We start from the raw sequence: 18,374 nt of genomic DNA, 5'->3' as shown, positions 1-18,374 counted from the left end.
GAGATTCATAGAAGCCTTATTACTTTTTTCTTTTTTATTAGGGGTAAGGTATTCTATGAGATTCATAGAAGCCTTATTACATTTTATTATATAGAATATATTGGAATAAATGTTTATATTTTTCATAAAAATTGTGAATATTTTATGAACTTTATACTTATTGCATGTTTATATCGCTATTAGTAACGTGTATGACTCTCGAGTAAAAATTCAGTGAATGTAAGAAGGAATTCAAGTTATCTAGATAATAAGTGAGGAATCAACGAAATATATACTAATTAAAGGTATATTCAGTATATATATTCTTTTCTTGTTTTAATTGAAAAATAAAATTTGTTCGAATAATTATTCTACAGCTATATACCTACACTAGCTTTCTTCGTATAATGGAGAAGTATGAATTTTAGATTTGTATTAATTTTACATATTGAGGTGAAAAAGGAATGAATTCGCGGCTAATGGAACTTATTGATGTGAGTACAATAGAAACCATGGCAGAACAATTTTATAAATTAACTAACATATCACATCAACTTCTTGATGCTGAAAAAGAGTGTGTTTTTTCATTCGGAATGAATGAGATAAAAAAGAGTAAACTTCCAAAGATTGAAATCCCCATTTTCTTATACAATCAACATTTAGGATCTTTTGTTGTATGGTCCAAAAAAAGTGAAATTTTCAGTTGTCAAAAATACTTTGAAATGCTCTCAAGTTTAATTTTAGATGGTGCAATAAAAGTATTTCAAAGTAAAAATACAACGTTGCTTTCTCGGAAAGAAGAGGAACTACATACGATTTTACAAAACATGCCTGTTATGGTCGATGCGCTTGATTATAATGGAGATTTTGTTTTGTGGAATCGAGAATGCGAAATTGTAACAGGTTATACCGCTGAAGAAATAATTGGAAATCCCAATGCACTGCAATTATTGTATCCTGATCATAATTATCGCCATCAAATACAAAAGAAATTTTTAACTTGTGGAAAAAATTTCAGAGATTGGGAAATGCACTTAACATGTAAAAATGGTGAAATCAAAACAATAATGTGGTCGAATATATCAGAACAGTTTCCTGTAACAGGATATAGTTATTGGGCTGTTGGTGTAGATATTACACATTTAAAAGCGATAGAAGAGCAGTTAAAACAACAAACATCTGAACTGGAATTAATTTTTAAAGCTTTACCAGATTTATGTTTCTTAACAGAAGATGATGGCACAATTATAGATTACAAGGCAGGATCTCCTACAAAGTTTTACGTACCCGCAGAAACTTTTATGGGAAAAAAGTTTTATGAAGTATTACCAACGTCAGTAGCACAGCAGTTTCAGGAAGCCATTAATCAAGTGAAGGAAAAAGGAACGAATGTAATTGTAGAATATCCACTCACACTTAATGGAAGTATTGATTTCTTTGAGGCTAGGTGCTTACCATTATTACATGATAAAATTATGATTATTGTACGCGACATTACAGAGCGAAAAAAGACAGAAGAATTGCTAAATAAATCAGATACGCTTGCAGCAATTGGTCAATTAGCAGCTGGCGTGGCTCATGAAGTAAGAAATCCTTTAACTGTAATTAAAGGTTTTATACAGTTATTCCAAATTAATAAAGAAGATCAAGAAAGATATTTTGATCTTATGCTTTCTGAAATTGAAAGGATAGAAGCAATCCTGCAAGAATTTCTATCAATCGCTAAAACAGATGAGATAAATACAGAAAAGAAAAATATTTATCGAATTTTTAAAAATGTCGTATCGTTAATGAATACAAAAGCAATTATGAAAAATATTCAAGTTGAACTATTTATGGATGACAAAGATATAATTATTGAATGCTCAGAAAATCAATTGAAACAAGTATTTATTAATATTTTGCAAAATTCAATCGAAGCTATGCCAAATGGTGGGGAAATTTCAATTCACATAAAAGAAATAAATGATGATGGTGTCATCATTCATGTAATAGATGAAGGAATAGGAATACCTGAAGAAAGAATTAAGAGATTAGGTGAACCTTTTTATAGTACGAAAGAAAAAGGGACTGGTATTGGATTAATGTTAAGTTATAAAATTATTGAAAGTCATCGAGGAACAATTAGTATCATGAGCGAGGTTGGTGTCGGGACAACAGTAACTATTTACTTACCGAAAGTACTAAGTAAACAATCTCTTTCTAATTGTGACGACAAATGTATAGCAATACGCACTAGTAGTAATTCTTAAATCAATTAATACCCAATAACAAAGCGATTAGTGAAAACTAAGCTTTTTGTTATTGGGTATTTTTTATATTTAATTTAGTAAACTTTACCTTTTCTTTACCTTTGTTTTAATTTCTATTAAGTTTTAAACATTATATTAATATTTGTACAAAGCAATGTATAGAAATTGTACATTACTTTTAATATAGAAATGTGATTATTATTTGAAATATTGTAAGGAGGAGATTATGACAAGGTGAAAAAGCAAGAGAAGAAAAGTGGTAGAGTAGTACCTCTCCGGTTAAATATTTTATTCCTTTGTGTATTTTTATTATTTTCTGGCATTATTATTCAGTTAGGGAAAGTGCAAATTTTTGATGGAGAAACATATAAAAATGAAGTAGAGAAGAGAGAAAATGCAACCGTGGGCCTTTCTGTACCACGTGGGAAAATATTTGATCGTGAAGGAAATCCAGTAGTTGATAATAAGTCTTTACGTACGATTACATATACAAAGGTGAAAGGTGTAAAACAAGAAGAAATATTAAAATCAGCAAGACAACTTGCAGATATTATTGAAATGCCACAAGAAGATATAGATAAGTTAACTGAGACTGATAAGAAAGACTTTTGGATGCAATTAAATCCAGAACTTGCTCAAGACTTAGTATCAAAAACAGAAATAGATAAGTTCCGAGATAAGGATATTACCGGAAAAGAGCTAGACAAAAAAATAGAAGATTTAAAAAGGAAACGCGTTACAGATAAAAATCTTCAAGAACTAACGGCTAAAGATATAGAAGTGTTAGCTATTAAAAGTAAAATGACCTCAGGTTTTCAAATGGCACCTCAAATTATTAAAAAGGACGTTAGTGAACAGGAATATGCGGTGATTAGTGAAAATTTAGCGAACCTTCCAGGAGTAGACGCATCAGTTGATTGGGAGAGAATCTATGTAAATGATGGATTATTCCGTTCTGTCCTTGGTAACGTTTCAAATGCTGATGAAGGATTGCCACGTGAACGATTAGATTATTATTTAGTGCGTGATTATAGCCGAAATGATAGGGTCGGCAAAAGTTATATCGAACAGCAATACGAAGATGTACTTCATGGTACAAAAAAAGAAGTAAGAAGCATTGCTGATAAACAAGGAAATACTATTAGAACGGAAACGGTTTCGGAAGGGAAAAGCGGTAAAAATTTAACTTTAACAATAGATATGGAATTGCAAAAAAAAGTAGAGGAGAGCATAGAAAAAATATTAAAACAATATAAAGGATCAGAATCAATGTTAGACCGTGCTTTCGTAGTAATGATGAATCCGAAAAATGGCCAAGTATTATCGATGGCTGGGAAAAGGCTTGTAGAAAAAGACGGGAAAATGGAAGTTGAAGATTATGCTTTAGGCACGCTGACAAGTTCATATGAGCTTGGATCAACGGTTAAAGGTGCGACAGTGTTAACAGGGTTTGAAACAAATGCAATAACTCCTGGAACACATTTTTATGATGCACCTATGAAATTTAAAGGAACTAAGGAAAAGAAGTCTTGGAAAAATTTTGGTGATATAGACGATCTAAGAGCGTTACAAGTTTCTTCAAACGTTTATATGTTTAATATAGCATTAAAAATTGCTGGCGTGGGTTATGTGAAAAATAGTTCACTAGATATTAAACAAGAATATTTTGATAAAATGAGGTATTATTTCAGGCAATTTGGACTAGGCGTACAAACTGGTATTGATTTACCAAATGAAACCGCAGGGCAAATTGGAAGAAAAGATAATCAGCCTGGTTTCTTATTAGATTATTCTATTGGACAATATGATACGTATACACCACTTCAGCTTGCACAATATATTTCGACTATCGCAAATGGAGGGTATCGAATGAAACCACAAATTGTTCAAGAGATTAGAGAACAAACCGTTCAAAAAGATGAGGTTGGTAAAGTAGTACAATCAATAGAACCCGTTGTTTTAAATAGAATCGATATGAAACAAGAATATATTAATCAAGTAAAAGAAGGATTTAGAAAAGTATTTCAAGAGGGAGATGGAACGGGAGTAAGAGCATTCCAAAAAGCACCATATAAACCAGCTGGTAAAACAGGGACCGCACAAACTGTATATGGTGGAGAAAATGAAATTGGGCGAAATGCGAAAGGTGATCGTAGAGAATGTTATAACTTAACATTGGCTGGATATGCGCCATATGATGATCCAGAAGTAGCATTTTCTGTTGTAGTACCATGGGTTGAAAATGATAAATCGGGCATTAACTCCGATATTGGAAAAGAAGTTTTAGATGCTTATTTTGATTTGAAAAATAAGAGATTAACTGGTGAAGCGCCAAAAACAGATGCCTCTAAAGAGAATTAAAATGTACGAAACGTCTCTAGCATTCCTGTAAACTAGAGGCGTTTTTATCTGGGAATAGATTAGAAATGGGGTATATATGAAGCTGTTTATTCTAAAATATTGGAGGAACATATGTAGCTACATATTCATTATAATAGGGGTTATTTTTATTAATAAGTCCTTTTTATTTTGTATGGTAGAAGGAATTTCGATGCAACCTACTTTGAATGAAAAAGATTATATACTTGTTAATAAGGTAAACGTCTGTTTATCGTCTTTTCATCATGGAGATGTTGTCATTATAAAAAAAGAAGACGCGCCTACTTACTATGTGAAACGAATTATTGGATTATCGGGGGATAACATACAACTAAAAGAGGATGAGGTATTTATTAACGGTAAAAAGCGTGATGAGTCGTATATACATTTAGATATGTCACAAGTATCCAATCGTTTTTCAAATTTTAGAGAAATAAAAGTTCCTACGCATAAATTATTTGTGTTAGGTGATAATCGTAATCATAGTAAAGATAGTAGGAATACACTTGGACTTATTGATGAATCAAATATAATAGGTAAAGTAGAAATGGTATTTTATCCATTTGATCATATAAAATGGATAAAATAATTCTATTAACGATTCACATTTTATAAAATAAATCATATATTGATAGCATAGGACAAGCAGAAACGCTTGTTCTAACCTCACAGAACACTCCTTATCACGGTTAGGCATCTACATAGGTAGATGCTTTTTTTATGTTGATGACTGAAAATTATTTATCAATATAATGTAGCAAGCATATTAGGACTATTAGGGGAAGATTACTTGTACAAATAACAGTATGCTTAATTAAAACAGTGAAATGTAAGGAGTGAGGAATAAGTGCTAAATATTTTAGTAGTTAATTTTCCAGCAGAGGGGCATGTAAACCCTACATTAAATTTAGTAAAAGCCTTTACTGAACGAGGCGATAACGTACATTATATTACAACGGCAAACTTTAAGGATAGAATTGAAGATTTAGGAGCTACTGTACATACTCATCCGGATCTATTAAAAGAGATTTCTATTGATGCTGAAACCTCATCTGGGTTAAATGCTTTCTTTCATGTGCATGTTCAAACTTCTTTATATATATTAGAAATTACGAAACAATTATATGAAAGTATAAATTTTGATTTCGTAATTTATGATATATTTGGCGCAGGAGAGTTAGTAAAGGAATATTTACAAGTTCCAGGTGTAGTGTCCTCACCTATATTTTTAATTCCGCCAGAATTTTTGAAGACATTACCTTTTCATCCAAATGCAGATATGCCATTTCAACCAGAGGAAATCTCTGAAAAATTACTAAATCAGATGGAACATAAATTTGGAGTAAAACCAAAGAATAATCTTCAATTTATGAATAATAAGGGTGATGTTTGTCTCGTATACACAAGTCGTTATTTCCAACCTAATAGCGAATCGTTCGGGGAAAATAACATTTTTATTGGACCGAGTATTTCAAAGCGTAAAACAAATATAAAGTTTCTACTGGAATCACTTAAAGAAAAGAAAGTTATTTATATTTCAATGGGAACACTGCTTGAAGGACTCGAACCATTCTTTAATACTTGTATTGATACTTTTTCAGATTTTGATGGGATAGTTGTAATGGCAATTGGTGATAGAAATGATATTTCTAAAATTAAGGAAGCACCAGATAATTTTATAATTGCTCCATACGTACCTCAATCAGAAATATTAAATGAAGCAGATGTTTTTATTACACATGGTGGTATGAATAGTGTACACGATGCCATTCATTATAATGTCCCATTTGTAATAATACCGCATGATAAAGATCAGCCAATGATAGCGCAAAGATTAACTGAGCTTGAAGCGGCACATAGACTATTGAAAGAACATGTTAATGTACACACTTTAAAAGAGGCCGTAACAGATGTACTTTCAAATGAAAAGTATAAATATGGTATAAGAAAACTTAATGATAGCTTTTTAGAATGTGGTGGTTCAAAAGAAGCGATTGCAGTTATTGAATCTCTTTTAAATAAAGTAAAACTTTAATTGGTGGGGCTTTACTGCCTGCAAATAGCGGGATAAATAGTCGTAACTGTATACAAGCATAGAGGTTCTCACCTTTATGCTTGTGTATTCTTATCCAGCAAATTGTACAGCAGTATTTGCATGTAAAAAAGCAGTATCAAAAACGGGAACAGTAAGATCATTTTGGGAGATGAGTAAAGGTATTTCAGTGCAGCCTAATAATATACCTTCAGCACCGTTTTGAATTAATGATTTTGTAATTTGTAATAACCTTTTTTTAGATGTTTCTGAAATGATCCCTCTACTTAATTCATCTAATATGACATGGTGGATAAAAGTTCTTTCCTCGTCATTTGGGATAATTGTCTCAATGTTATATTTCGCTAATCGTGATTTATAGAAATCTTGCTCCATCGTTTGTTTTGTTCCTAATAGTCCGATACGTTTTATATTCTGTTCTACCATTTCTTTAGCACTTACATCACCAATGTGAAGAAGCGGGATAGATATTGCTTGTTCTACCTCCTCGGCAAATAGATGTACAGTATTTGAACACATTAATAAACATTCAGCCCCAGATTTTTCAACTTTCTTTGCAACTGTAACTAGTTCATTTTTCACTTCTTCATATTGATGGTTTTGTAATAAAGTAGTTACTTCACCAAAGTCCATACTATATAAAATTAGCTTCGCATTTTGATCGTATTGAGAGAGTGTAAGTGTATTAATATGTTTATAGTATAATGATGTAGATTCCCAACTTAATCCTCCAATCAAACCAATAACTTTCATAATGCAGTCCTCCCGAAACGATTTTGAATTCATTATTTCATAATTCCGATAAGAATACAATGATTTAAATGTGCTATTTAATAAAAAATAAAAATAGTAAGAAAAGTGTTGAAATTTACATTCTTTAGTGCCATAATACGAATTACAAATTAATACTTATCCAGAGAGGTGGAGGGAACGGCCCTAAGAAACCTCAGCAACCCCTATGCAATTTTATAGGAAGGTGCTAATTCCGCAGAGGACACGATGTGTTTTTTGAAAGATAAGAGGATTCTTGAAAGTGAAAGAAAGTGACCTCTTATGTAAGAGGTCATTTTTTTGTTGTATAGAAAGGGAGTGTCGATGCATAATTCATTTTTAAATTAAATATAGAGTAATAAAAGTTGACTAATATGAGAGGGGAATTGTCATGAATAAATTATCAACAAAGTTAGTAGTAGCAATCGGTATTGGAGCAGCATTATACGGGATATTAGGACTTTGGGGATTTTCTATTGCACCGAATACATTTATTAAACCAGCATTAGCTATATTAACTGTTTTTGGAGCATTATTTGGTCCAGTGGCAGGACTGTTAATCGGACTTATCGGTCATACCGTAACAGATACGATTGCTGGATGGGGTATTTGGTGGGGATGGGTTATTAGTTCAGGAATTATTGGTTTTTCAATGGGGCTTATTCAAAAAAGAGTTGGTTTTAGTGTGAAAAACGGGTCGTTTAACAAGGGGGATATTTCTTATTTAGCAATTACTGGGCTAGTTGGTATTGTCATTGCTATTATATTTGCTGGGGCATTCGATATTATTGTGATGGGAGAACCATTTGACAAAATTGTTATACAAGTATTAGGAGCAACAATTTCCGATGTCATCGTTTTCTTAGTACTTGGATTGCCACTTACAATTGGTTTGGCGAAATCCAATAAGAAACATACACATTTAAAAATTGAAAAGTAGGGATGTTAACATGCAACCAATTATTTCGTTTGAACAATTCACCTTTCAATATGGGCATGCTGCGCAGCCTACTTTAAGTGATATTACCTTTCATATATACCCTGGGGAAAAAGTGCTAATTGCTGGACGAAGTGGTTCAGGAAAGTCGACATTAGCTCATTGTATAAATGGGCTAATCCCATTTTCTTACGAAGGGAATAGCACAGGTAACGTTTTAATTGCCGGTAAAGACCCAAGGGAAGGAAGTATTTTTGAACAAAGTAAACAGGTAGGAACAATTTTACAAGATCAAGATGCTCAATTTATTGGTCTGACAGTAGAAGAAGATGTAGCTTTTTATTTAGAAAATGAATGTGTAAAGCAAGATAACATGAAAAAGATTGTTTCGGACTCATTAAGAAAGGTGAAGATGCATACGTTTCATAAACAAAGTCCACATGAATTATCAGGAGGTCAAAAGCAAACAGTTTCTCTTGCTGGTTTATTAACAACAAATGCGGATATATTATTGTTCGATGAACCATTAGCGAACTTAGATCCACTAAGCGCCATACATACGATAGAACTTATGAAAGATATACATGAGCAGTATAATAAAACGATTGTTATTATCGAACATAGGATAGAAGAAATTTTAAAACTGGATTTAGACAAAGTTATATTAATTGATGAAGGTAAAGTCATTGCGATGGGAACACCAAAAGAAATCTTAGCGTCAAATATATTACCACGTATTGGCTTAAGAGAGCCTATTTACATCGAAGCATTAAAGAGATTACATTTTGATCGTAATAATGACGTAATATATCCAATGGAAAACCTTCAAAAAGAAAAGGTAAGCAACGTTATAAAAGAGTGGATGGAGAAACAAGTCATATTAGAAAGGAATGCTAAAAACAAGGAATTACTTAAAGTGGAGAATTTATCATTTTCATACCCTAATAAACAAAAAGTATTAGAAAATGTAAACCTTTTAATATATGAAGGAGAAATTGTGGCACTGTTAGGACATAATGGAGCAGGGAAATCAACATTAGCTCATAGTCTTATAGGTATAAACAAAATGAAAAATGGGAAAATTGCGTTAAAAGGTGAAGATATTAGTTCTTGGTCTATTCGTAAACGTGGGGAAATCATATCTTACGTGATGCAAAATCCAAATCATATGATTACACAGCCTACTGTTTTTGAAGAAGTTTCATTTACATTAACATTACATAATTTTTCTAAGGAAGAAATTAAGAATAAAGTAGAAGGGATTTTAAAAATTTGTGGCTTATATCCATTTCGTAATTGGCCAATTCAAGCACTAAGCTATGGGCAAAAAAAGAGACTAACAATCGCATCTGTATTAACAACAAATCCTAAGCTTATCATATTAGATGAACCGACAGCAGGACAAGATTATTATCATTATAAACAATTTATGTCGTTTATTAAAAACCTAGCTAAAAAGGGAATTTCATTTGTTGTTATCACTCACGATATGAATCTCGCGCTAGAATATACAGACCGTGCAGTAGTTCTACATGAAGGGAAAATTATTGCGGATAATACAGTGTTTGATGTATTAGGCAATCAAGAAACGTTACAAAGAGCCAACTTAAGAGAGAGTTCTTTAACCAAGTTTATTAAATTTAGTGGGATTGCATGTCCAGAAAAATTTATGGAGCTTTATTTAGACAGTAATAGGAGGGAGGAAGGTGCATAGTACATATTTTCATCGTATGGATGGGGTAGTGAAATTGTTTTTATTTATTTTTTGTATGACGCTTACTTTTTTGTTTTTTGATTTTCGGGTGTTGCTAATATTATTTATTATTGGGTGTATCGGACTCAGCATTGCTAAAATTCCATTTCGTAAAATTTTAATTGTTTTTAGTGTCATATTTACATTTAGTTTATTAAACTCTGTCATGATTTTATTTATTACACCAACTCATGGATCTGAATTAACTGAATCATATACCGCGTTTTTACATGTTGGATATGCAACGATTACATATGAAACATTATTTTATGCAGCTACACTTTCATTAAAGTATTTTACGTTATTACCATTTACACTTCTTTTTATTTACACGACAGATCCAAGCGAATTTGTAAGTAGCTTAAGTAAACTTGGTATTCATTATAAGATTACATATGCAATAAATATTGCACTACGTTATATTCCTGACATCCAGTCTGAGTATAAAATTATTAAACACGCGCAAGAAGCGAGAGGAGTGGCTTTTGAAAAAGGAGAAGCAAGTTTATGGGTTCGTATGAAGAACCGTGTTTTAATTTTCTGGCCACTAATCATTCATTCTCTAGAAAGAATAGATACGGTTTCAAATGCAATGGATTTAAGAGGATTTGGAAAGAAGGATAAACGTACATGGTTTTATACAAGTAAGGCGAAACGTGAAGATTTCATCGCTTTATTTGCCGGTATTTTCATATTTATTGTTGCGGTATATTTAAAATTAAACGTATTTCAAAACTTTTGGTATCCATTTTAAAGCACTCTTTAAACGAGTGCTTTTACTTATTTTTATGTAGACATGCTCAAAAAAGGGATATATACATAATGTATAATACGAACCAGTTTAAAATGATCAACTACCTATTAGTTTTCAAACCAAAAGGAGGAGAAAATATGAGTTACGGTGGTTCTTGTGGTTTTGGTGGAGGTTTCGCTTTACTAGTTGTGTTATTCATTCTATTAATAATTGTAGGATGCAGCTGCTGGGGCGGAGGATACTAATTTTTAATTAGTCTTCACAAATGTAAACTAAAAAAACATTGAAGATACTTATGTATCGAAACAAATAAAAAAGGAGCAACTATGCTCCTTTTTTATTTGTTTAAATGCGTATTCTCACTATATTTCGGGAACGTAATCGTTAAAGTCGTTCCTTTACTAACGATACTCCGGATCTTTAAACTTCCATGCATCGTCTCAATAATCTTAACAGCAACCATTGTACCTAAACCGGTTCCTTTTGTTTTTGTACTAAAATACGGTTCACCGAATCGATGTATTTGCTCCTGTGACATTCCAACTCCGCTATCTTCAATTCGTATTTCAACTTTACTATTATTGATAGATGAGGAAATATTTAAGGTACCACCATTAGGCATTGCTTCAATACTGTTTTTTATTAAGTTTAAAAAACATTGTTGAAAGTGCTGTTTATTACCAACAATGGTTGCCTCAGAAAAATCCTGTGTAATATGTATCGTATTCATATTACACAATGGCAATATCATATTAATAACTCGATTTAACTCTTGTTTTACTGAAATTTGATCTAATTTTTCTGGAGCAGGTTTGGCAAACGTTAAGTAATCATCGATAATTTCTTGGGCACGATTTAACTCTTCAAGTATATGTTTAATATATTCGTCTCTTGATTCAGGAGTTAAATTTGGTGTTTTTAAAAGCTGTGTAAATCCTTTTACAACCGTTAAGGGATTCCTTACTTCGTGCGATATACTTGCAGCGAGTTGGCTAACAATCTCCATTTTTTCCATTTTAATTAATTTTGAGCGCATTAATACAGCATCCTTTATAACTTCATTTATATAAACAATAAATAACATTAAAGTAGTCGGTAATACCATGAAATAAATAATATACAAATTATTCACTTCAAAATCTGATAAAGTTAATACAATTAAAGTTGTAAATATTGCTAGGAAAAAGGTTAAAAACATGGAAAAAGCTACTTTAAGTTTTCTAATATATGTATTAAATTTTGAAGATGCGAGTGCTGTAACGATGAACATTATTCCGTAAACAACGACTGTTAGCATATTAAATCCATAAAATATAAATCTTGTAATTAATAAAATTGTAAATAATATGATACCGACAGGGAATCCACCATAAAGCGTAGCTATTATGACCGGAATTTGTCTTAAATCATGAATACAACTTTCATCCATATAGATAGGGTATCGCATACATAAAATAAGCGGAATACTAGAACAAAGGGTAATCAGTAGTATTTTATATTTCTTTAAATAGTGCCGGCTATCATATATGAAATAAAAAACAAATATACTACATAAAATGTATAGAAGATTATTTAACACGTTTTGATTAATATAAACAAAGTCCATAATATTTGCCTCGTTATTCTGAATTTACTTAACATATGTATTATACATGATAACATATGTTAAAGTGAATAAACCTTGTTAATACAAGATTTGTTTGGCTTTTTGATATAAAATGCAAACATTCTGCAAACGTTAGCTATCCAAAGATATTTTCACCAAAATTTTTTACGCCTTCTTCCTGCATGCTCGGTAAAACATGAGAATAAATCTTAAGAGTTAATGAAATGTCTGTATAACCTAATCTCTCACTGATAATTTTAGGATTAACTCCTTGTTTCAATAGTATAGTTGCGTGTGTATGTCTTAAATTATGAGTTTTAATTTTTTTCACTGCTGCATTTTTTATTTCCTTATAAACCTTTTCCCTGAAAGCATTTCTGTATAACCCCCCACCCGATTTATTACAATTAATTAAATCCTAATCTTGATAAGCAGAACCCATTCATAATAAGAAACGTTTGGATGAGATTCTAAATAAATATAAAAATACTAAAGGGGAGTAAGGTATGAAAAAACAGGTGTTGCAAGAAAAGTGGACGAGCTAGGTCGTGTAGTAATTCCAGTAAGGGTTTACATTGATTTAGAAGAAGCTAACTTTATTTGAGATGAAAGAGATGTAATTCGTTTTCGTGAAATGTGGAGTCAATGTATGAGCTTGCTAAATATGGAATAAGCGTTAAGGACGTATCAAACGAAGGTTGCGCTCCTCGTAATAGAATAGGCTGATAAGTATTTAATTGGAAATCGTCCGATAGATTAGGGATTTGTTAAAGAAGAAGGAGACATCAAAATGAAAGCAATAGAAAACGGTGTGTTTGGAGTAACAAAATTAATCAATAAATCAAAAGGAGGACCAGCTGTAATGAATATCAATCAGATTAGTGAATTAGATCAATATCAAGAAGCCGCATTACGTACATGGAATACAAATAACGATTTTGGTCGACGTGTTTTAAATGCAGCATTAGGGCTTACGGGAAAAGCTGGAGCTGGTTAGGTAGCTGATGTTGTAAAAAAGCTATTTTTCATGGTCATAGATTTGATCGAGCTCAGTGTCCAGGAGAAGTAGGAAATACGCATAAAATCGCTTTAGAGCTAGGAGGGGACATCTTGTACTACATTTTAATCATGTCTCACGAAACGGGATATACCTTGGGGTATATTTCCAAAAAGAACATACCTAAATTAGCAACAAGATGCCCAGACGGATTTAGTTGAGAAGCTAGTCAAAATCTTGTAGATGTGAAGTGAAAATCGTAATAAAAAAGAGCCATGAGTGGAAAGGCTCATAACTCCTTGTATGAGGGTAATGATATTATAGTTAAATATTATCATGAAATCCCAAAAAATTCAATGTTAGTCAATTAATTGGTATGAAATTGGATTTTATTAAAAAGAAGGAATGAAGGAAGATGTAAAAGATTTTGAAAGAGCCATAAAAAAAGAATTCAGTAAAACTCTGAATTCTTCTACACATATTTTTATTTGTTAATCCATTTAGAAATAATAGGATAATGAAAGTCTTTTTCTTGTAGCACATATAAAATTCCTTTTATAGGTCCAAAAATTAACAAGAGAAACAGTATTAGATATAAAGGAGCTACCCCGAAAATAAACAAAGCGTTATTTGAAGCCAAGTCTAAATTAGACCAAAATAGCATTAAGATTCTTATTATAAAAAGATTCCAAATTACTGTAATTATCCAAATGAATAGTTGGTAAAAAACAGCTTCAAGGATATTTTTTCGAATGTTTTGTGATTTACATACAAAATAGAAAACCAAAGGTATATAAAAAATTGTGACACTAAAGAAAATAAGAATAAAAAAAGATAATGATGTAAGAAAATGCATAATTAATTTTATGTTCTTTTCTTGAGTTAGGATCATTAAGGTCCTCCTATATTTATGAGATTTGTTGTGCCTATTAAAATATGTACTGTTGGTAATTATAACATGAAAATGAATTGTAATAGAAAAATGCATTAAAAAGAACAAGTAATAAATTAAACAAAAGCTTTATTTTGTTATAGATAAATAGGTGACTCAGCTATTGTGCTAGCCGAGTCACCTATGACTATCGAACCAAATAATGTTCTTTTTCTCTATGTAGTTATGTGGGGTTCTTAGAGGCTAGCACAATAGACAGTTAAGGGACAAATAAAATCATTTTAGAGAGTTTTACATTTTATTATGTTAATGCTACAACAGCAAGAGTTAAGCCTAATGTATTTAATGGACTAGAATATGGGCCTACATTAACAGTAAGTGTACTTGGTAAACCTGGAGGTGTAGTGAAAATGGCGGGTGCTGATACAGAAGTAAATCCTGCAGTATATCCTAGAGAAGTACCTGAGCCAATGATTGGGTTATTATTCAGATACATAGTGATACCTGCCGAATTACCTCCTGGTTGAATAATAACTTGCACTTCATAGATTACCAAATAGGTTCTTCCACCTTCAAGTAAAACAGTTGTTGGTGGTGTGAATAAGATTGCCGTTCCATTAGAATTTACCACGGTATCTAGTGGAATTGCAGAATTTACAGAAACTATTGTTGGGGTAGTTTGAACAACATTTAAACTGTTAGCCGTGGGAGATGGACAAGAACAAGGTTTGTGAATGTTAGAGTTGTTATCATTTTGATAATTCACAAATAATCAAGCTCCTTTACGTAAGTTAATTTTTTATCCTATATAAAATGTACCTTTTTTGTATCTAAGTTATTTTTAATTAGTTTTTAAAGATAAGTCGAATATTATTGGTCAGTCAACTCTTAAAAGTATTTGATACTCTGGGATTTAAAAGTGCATCTGATAAATATATATGAATGTTTTTTAAGGACATTACTGTAAGTTAGGAAACATAATAAGATAGTTATTTGGGCATAAAAAAGAGCACAATATATGTGCTCTTGGATAAGAAAGGTAGATTTCTATGAGTGGATGCCTCCATACAATAACATATGCTTGTCCAGTTAAAAGGTGAATAGATAAAAGAACCCGTTTGTTATAAACGGATTCTTTCCACAAGGTTTGCAAGAAATTCAAGGTAACTAGACCGGAGCACTTATTGAATTTCTTGTGATAATACTGTATGCAAATGAATTAATAAGGTTAAAGAAATTTAAACAAAATCCTCATTTAACAACAAATAAAAAAGAGCGCTAATCAAGAGCACTCTTTATACCTCATTATAACGAAAGTGACGAACTCATATAATACAGAAAGGTAGTATTAAAGTATGTAAAAGTATGAAATTGGTGAATGGGTTCAAACAAACTCTTTATTTAAATGAAGAAGCCCTAGAGTTAGGGCCCTAAGGCGTCTTGTGTTGGTATATCTCACACGATTTTATAAAAAGAATAGAATGTACTGAAGATAACACATGAATGTTTCATAAATGTATCAAAAAAGTGAACAAAATCGTTATTTTAATTAGTTCAGCCCCTTGAAGGGCGCTCCAAGGGACTAAGATTCGAGAACTTGTAAACTCTTGTTTAATTACATGAAAACTCCCTAAGGAGAATCTATGATATTTTAACACTCAACAAACTATTTTGACAAATATATATTGATAAAAGAACCCCCGATTGTCGACGGGGCTTCTAAGGGTAAGTGCCAAGTAATGATGTACTCGACTAATTAACCATATCATGAATTTTCCCGGTAAAAATACTGGTAAATTTGCCTAATTTTATGGTCGTTAATTTGAACAAAAACACTATTTTAATAAGAGTTGGTTCTCACTCAAAAGCAAGGGTTGCATAGGGAGTTCCAAAATGTTCTTTTTAGATGTATTAATGGTTAGGGAAACATAAATCTGGGAATAAAACTTGATATTCTGAGATTAATCGAAGGTCAACAGTTGTACTTGCAAAGAATTTATATTTTGTTTCTAATTCAGCTAGTGTAACTAGGTGATGCGTACCTAATCCCTTCTGTATGCTATGTTTAGAAAGGGTTGGACCAATTTGTAATTTTCGATTTTTCATAGCTATGTTCCATGGACTGTAAAAGAATTTTAAAACGAAAGCAGGGCACATGTAAACGATAAAGGAATGATTTGACCAATGCCTTCCGGCTATATAGTTACCATGCGAATAATTGTGGATTAGTCTACCTCCGTAGTAAGGGGCAGGTGGAGTAGGGTGGAGTATTCTCCCATGATAACGCTGTTTGACAAGGGGAATTCCGTATCTCGGATTGGAATAACCATGAGTAGGGTCATCTACCATCAGAATAGTCCTAATAGCATACATGTTTTTCCTTAAAGTGACAAGAGATGAGAAAAAGGCTTCCTTATCAAAACAGCAAAGAAATTCAGTGGTATTTAAAACCATTTTCCACCCCTTAATTTCTTTTTCTATTTCCATTATCTCTTTATCAACTAATATAGCATCAAACTCTAATACTTTTGAATCTCGGATTTCCCAATGAGGCGCAAATAATTTACATATTTCTACTGAGCGATCAGTAGATCCTCGATTAATAAGAATACCGTGATCAAATAGTTTTGTATGGTGCATTAGCCACCATGGGAGTAGATACTCTTCATTGTAGAAATGGGAAATTAAAGTTGTCTTAATAAAAACCCCTCCTTATAAACATGGATAAAATAATTCTTGCTCTAGTATAATGCTTATCCTAGTAAATACATATGTTTTGAGTATATTTGAGCAAAATGTTTATTTACAAATAAAAAGAGCGCTTTGGGAGGAAGGTGCTTTATAACCAAATCTTTTTTTGAAAAAAGGGTTCATATCATATTGTATGTATGTTTCTTAGATAGGTGTGGTTTTATACAAAAATCTGTATTTCATAACAAGAAAAAAAGAGCACATGTTTATATGTGCTCTGAGATAATCTTTTTAATATCTATTCAAGTGTTTCATTAGCATAAGTTGTATCAAATTTATCAATCAGTTTAAATAATGTCTCTAAAAGAATTGTAGATAAAATCGCAAAGATTAACACGGCATGTGGTGTTAATTGCACTGCTGTGAAATTAAGTTTTACTAGCCAAAAATATCCGACATACATTGTCAGGAAGGTACTAACAATTGAAATTGTAAACCCTAAGAAACCTAATTCTTTTAGCTTTTCTTCAGATAGTTTGAATACGCGTAATACGAAAGAGAAGGTGATCCCAACTATGAAAAATCCAATAATAATAACTGAAGAGACCAAGATAGGTATTAATAGTGGTGATAACAATAGGGAATTTGCCAATAGTCTATTGATTTTGTTTGTTTCATTGTTGTTTTGATTATTCACAAAGCCTCCAAAAATAAATTTCAAATAAATATCCTAGTGGATTTTAATACAAAAGTATTAGTAAATTCAAATTCAAAAAAAAGGTGAATTTAAATAAAAAAGCTATTTTAATAGGGAGCAAGTTTAAAAGGCCCTGATTGACACAGGACCTTTTAAAAGGGAATAACATTTGACATGTTAAAAATTATGACTGAAAGTTACTTTCATATTACCATTATTGGGATTTTAATTCCAATAATGGTTGTTGAGAAATAAAAATCTTCTTTTGCACAACAAAGCAGCCAGCTCTAATTAGCTAACTACTTGTTGTACAAAAGAAATTAGGCCCTACAAGTTTGGATATGTAACTTTAAGTTACAGTTATAGTATGCACAAAACTCAACATGTTATGTGGGTGCAACTTAATAATAATTTCATTTTGTAGAAATAAGGAAATTAAAAAAGAGCACCATGCATCAGTGCACTTTCAGATAGGAGGTAACTCTTATGAGCGTAACGAGTAGGTATGAAGTATGTGGCTTGAAAAAGAAATAAGAACAAAATTTTATTATTTGCTCAATACAAAAGAGCAGTTAACAAGCGCTAACTGCTCATCCCTCAGAGAAAGGGAAAG

14 protein-coding genes, 3 pseudogenes and 1 riboswitch are annotated in these 18,374 nt (G+C 31.7%); of the genes and pseudogenes, 10 read left to right on the top strand and 7 right to left on the bottom strand.

The genetic code is table 11. The features are described from left to right. The first annotated feature begins 443 nt into the window (after positions 1-443). The 4 genes from DN401_RS01670 to DN401_RS01655 all read left to right on the top strand — a co-directional run bounded on the left by DN401_RS01670 (position 444) and on the right by DN401_RS01655 (position 6,645). Complete coding sequence (locus DN401_RS01670; RefSeq protein WP_127063981.1) at positions 444-2,231, top strand: PAS domain-containing sensor histidine kinase; 1,788 nt, start codon at positions 444-446, stop codon at positions 2,229-2,231. 234 nt (positions 2,232-2,465) lie between these two features. Continuing rightward, on the top strand, positions 2,466-4,592 hold the full coding sequence (locus DN401_RS01665) for a peptidoglycan D,D-transpeptidase FtsI family protein (RefSeq protein ID WP_000743775.1): 2,127 nt from the start codon (positions 2,466-2,468) through the stop codon (positions 4,590-4,592). Positions 4,593-4,668: 76 nt separating this feature from the next. Further along, positions 4,669-5,199, top strand: a complete 531-nt coding sequence (gene lepB / locus DN401_RS01660; RefSeq protein ID WP_033666239.1) for a signal peptidase I — start codon at positions 4,669-4,671, stop codon at positions 5,197-5,199. Between the two features lie 258 nt (positions 5,200-5,457). Then, on the top strand, positions 5,458-6,645 hold the full coding sequence (locus DN401_RS01655) for a macrolide family glycosyltransferase (RefSeq protein WP_060852098.1): 1,188 nt from the start codon (positions 5,458-5,460) through the stop codon (positions 6,643-6,645). Between the two features lie 90 nt (positions 6,646-6,735). On the opposite strand, the gene DN401_RS01650 is transcribed toward DN401_RS01655, so the two are convergent. Further along, positions 6,736-7,416 (bottom strand): aspartate/glutamate racemase family protein, encoded by a 681-nt coding sequence (locus tag DN401_RS01650; RefSeq protein WP_000864372.1) that lies wholly within the window; start codon positions 7,414-7,416, stop codon positions 6,736-6,738. A 153-nt stretch (positions 7,417-7,569) separates the two neighbouring features. Beyond that, a riboswitch (SAM riboswitch) is annotated at positions 7,570-7,685 on the top strand. Between the two features lie 140 nt (positions 7,686-7,825). On the opposite strand from DN401_RS01650, the gene DN401_RS01645 reads away from it, so the two are divergent. From DN401_RS01645 to DN401_RS01630, 4 genes are all read left to right on the top strand, one after another. After that, positions 7,826-8,374 carry an ECF-type riboflavin transporter substrate-binding protein gene (locus tag DN401_RS01645; RefSeq protein ID WP_001038210.1) on the top strand — a complete coding sequence of 183 codons (549 nt, stop codon included), beginning with the start codon at positions 7,826-7,828 and terminating at the stop codon, positions 8,372-8,374. A gap of 10 nt (positions 8,375-8,384) precedes the next feature. Beyond that, positions 8,385-10,085: an ABC transporter ATP-binding protein gene (locus DN401_RS01640; RefSeq protein WP_136363429.1), complete on the top strand. Its 1,701-nt coding sequence runs from the start codon at positions 8,385-8,387 to the stop codon at positions 10,083-10,085. Beyond that, on the top strand, positions 10,078-10,878 hold the full coding sequence (locus DN401_RS01635; RefSeq protein ID WP_000556372.1) for an energy-coupling factor transporter transmembrane component T family protein: 801 nt from the start codon (positions 10,078-10,080) through the stop codon (positions 10,876-10,878). Before DN401_RS01640 ends, DN401_RS01635 begins: the two co-directional genes overlap by 8 nt. Positions 10,879-11,015: 137 nt before the next feature. Further along, positions 11,016-11,123: a YjcZ family sporulation protein gene (locus DN401_RS01630; RefSeq protein ID WP_000120182.1), complete on the top strand. Its 108-nt coding sequence runs from the start codon at positions 11,016-11,018 to the stop codon at positions 11,121-11,123. A gap of 92 nt (positions 11,124-11,215) precedes the next feature. Here DN401_RS01630 and DN401_RS01625 read toward each other — a convergent pair whose 3' ends face one another. Next, positions 11,216-12,484, bottom strand: a complete 1,269-nt coding sequence (locus tag DN401_RS01625) for a sensor histidine kinase (protein ID WP_127063982.1) — start codon at positions 12,482-12,484, stop codon at positions 11,216-11,218. Between the two features lie 136 nt (positions 12,485-12,620). Next, positions 12,621-12,902: pseudogene (locus tag DN401_RS01620) on the bottom strand (tyrosine-type recombinase/integrase); the annotation flags it as partial. A gap of 114 nt (positions 12,903-13,016) precedes the next feature. On the opposite strand from DN401_RS01620, the pseudogene DN401_RS30065 reads away from it, so the two are divergent. Then, a pseudogene (locus tag DN401_RS30065) lies at positions 13,017-13,205 on the top strand (hypothetical protein). Between the two features lie 69 nt (positions 13,206-13,274). After that, a pseudogene (locus DN401_RS01610) lies at positions 13,275-13,702 on the top strand (nucleoside triphosphate pyrophosphohydrolase family protein). A 263-nt stretch (positions 13,703-13,965) separates the two neighbouring features. On the opposite strand, the gene DN401_RS01605 reads toward DN401_RS01610, so the two are convergent. The 4 genes from DN401_RS01605 to DN401_RS01590 form a co-directional block, all read right to left on the bottom strand. Next, positions 13,966-14,373, bottom strand: a complete 408-nt coding sequence (locus DN401_RS01605) for a magnetosome magnetite crystal formation protein family (RefSeq protein WP_061457278.1) — start codon at positions 14,371-14,373, stop codon at positions 13,966-13,968. A 301-nt stretch (positions 14,374-14,674) separates the two neighbouring features. Further along, positions 14,675-15,139, bottom strand: a complete 465-nt coding sequence (locus DN401_RS01600) for a hypothetical protein (protein ID WP_017673491.1) — start codon at positions 15,137-15,139, stop codon at positions 14,675-14,677. Between the two features lie 1,145 nt (positions 15,140-16,284). After that, the gene (locus tag DN401_RS01595; protein ID WP_240691057.1) at positions 16,285-17,013 is read right to left on the bottom strand and encodes a glycosyltransferase family 2 protein; all 729 of its coding nucleotides are present in this window, start codon (positions 17,011-17,013) and stop codon (positions 16,285-16,287) included. Positions 17,014-17,362: 349 nt separating this feature from the next. Further along, positions 17,363-17,761 (bottom strand): epimerase, encoded by a 399-nt coding sequence (locus DN401_RS01590; RefSeq protein WP_149287453.1) that lies wholly within the window; start codon positions 17,759-17,761, stop codon positions 17,363-17,365. Positions 17,762-18,374 lie beyond the last annotated feature (613 nt).

The organism is Bacillus sp. BF2-3 (assembly GCF_008368795.1).
GTDB classification, from domain to species: Bacteria; Bacillota; Bacilli; order Bacillales; family Bacillaceae_G; genus Bacillus_A; species Bacillus_A cereus.
Note: the sequence above shows the minus strand (reverse complement) of the source record. Positions and strands in the feature narration are given on the sequence as shown.

Coding starts and splice junctions, on each gene's coding strand:
- DN401_RS01670 (WP_127063981.1), top strand. CDS start 444: ATGAATTCGCGGCTAATGGAACTTATTGATGTGAGTACAATAGAAACC.
- DN401_RS01630 (WP_000120182.1), top strand. CDS start 11,016: ATGAGTTACGGTGGTTCTTGTGGTTTTGGTGGAGGTTTCGCTTTACTA.
- lepB (WP_033666239.1), top strand. CDS start 4,669: ATGAAGCTGTTTATTCTAAAATATTGGAGGAACATATGTAGCTACATA.
- DN401_RS01645 (WP_001038210.1), top strand. CDS start 7,826: ATGAATAAATTATCAACAAAGTTAGTAGTAGCAATCGGTATTGGAGCA.
- DN401_RS01605 (WP_061457278.1), bottom strand. CDS start 14,373: ATGATCCTAACTCAAGAAAAGAACATAAAATTAATTATGCATTTTCTT.
- DN401_RS01650 (WP_000864372.1), bottom strand. CDS start 7,416: ATGAAAGTTATTGGTTTGATTGGAGGATTAAGTTGGGAATCTACATCA.
- DN401_RS01640 (WP_136363429.1), top strand. CDS start 8,385: ATGCAACCAATTATTTCGTTTGAACAATTCACCTTTCAATATGGGCAT.
- DN401_RS01625 (WP_127063982.1), bottom strand. CDS start 12,484: ATGGACTTTGTTTATATTAATCAAAACGTGTTAAATAATCTTCTATAC.
- DN401_RS01595 (WP_240691057.1), bottom strand. CDS start 17,013: ATGCACCATACAAAACTATTTGATCACGGTATTCTTATTAATCGAGGA.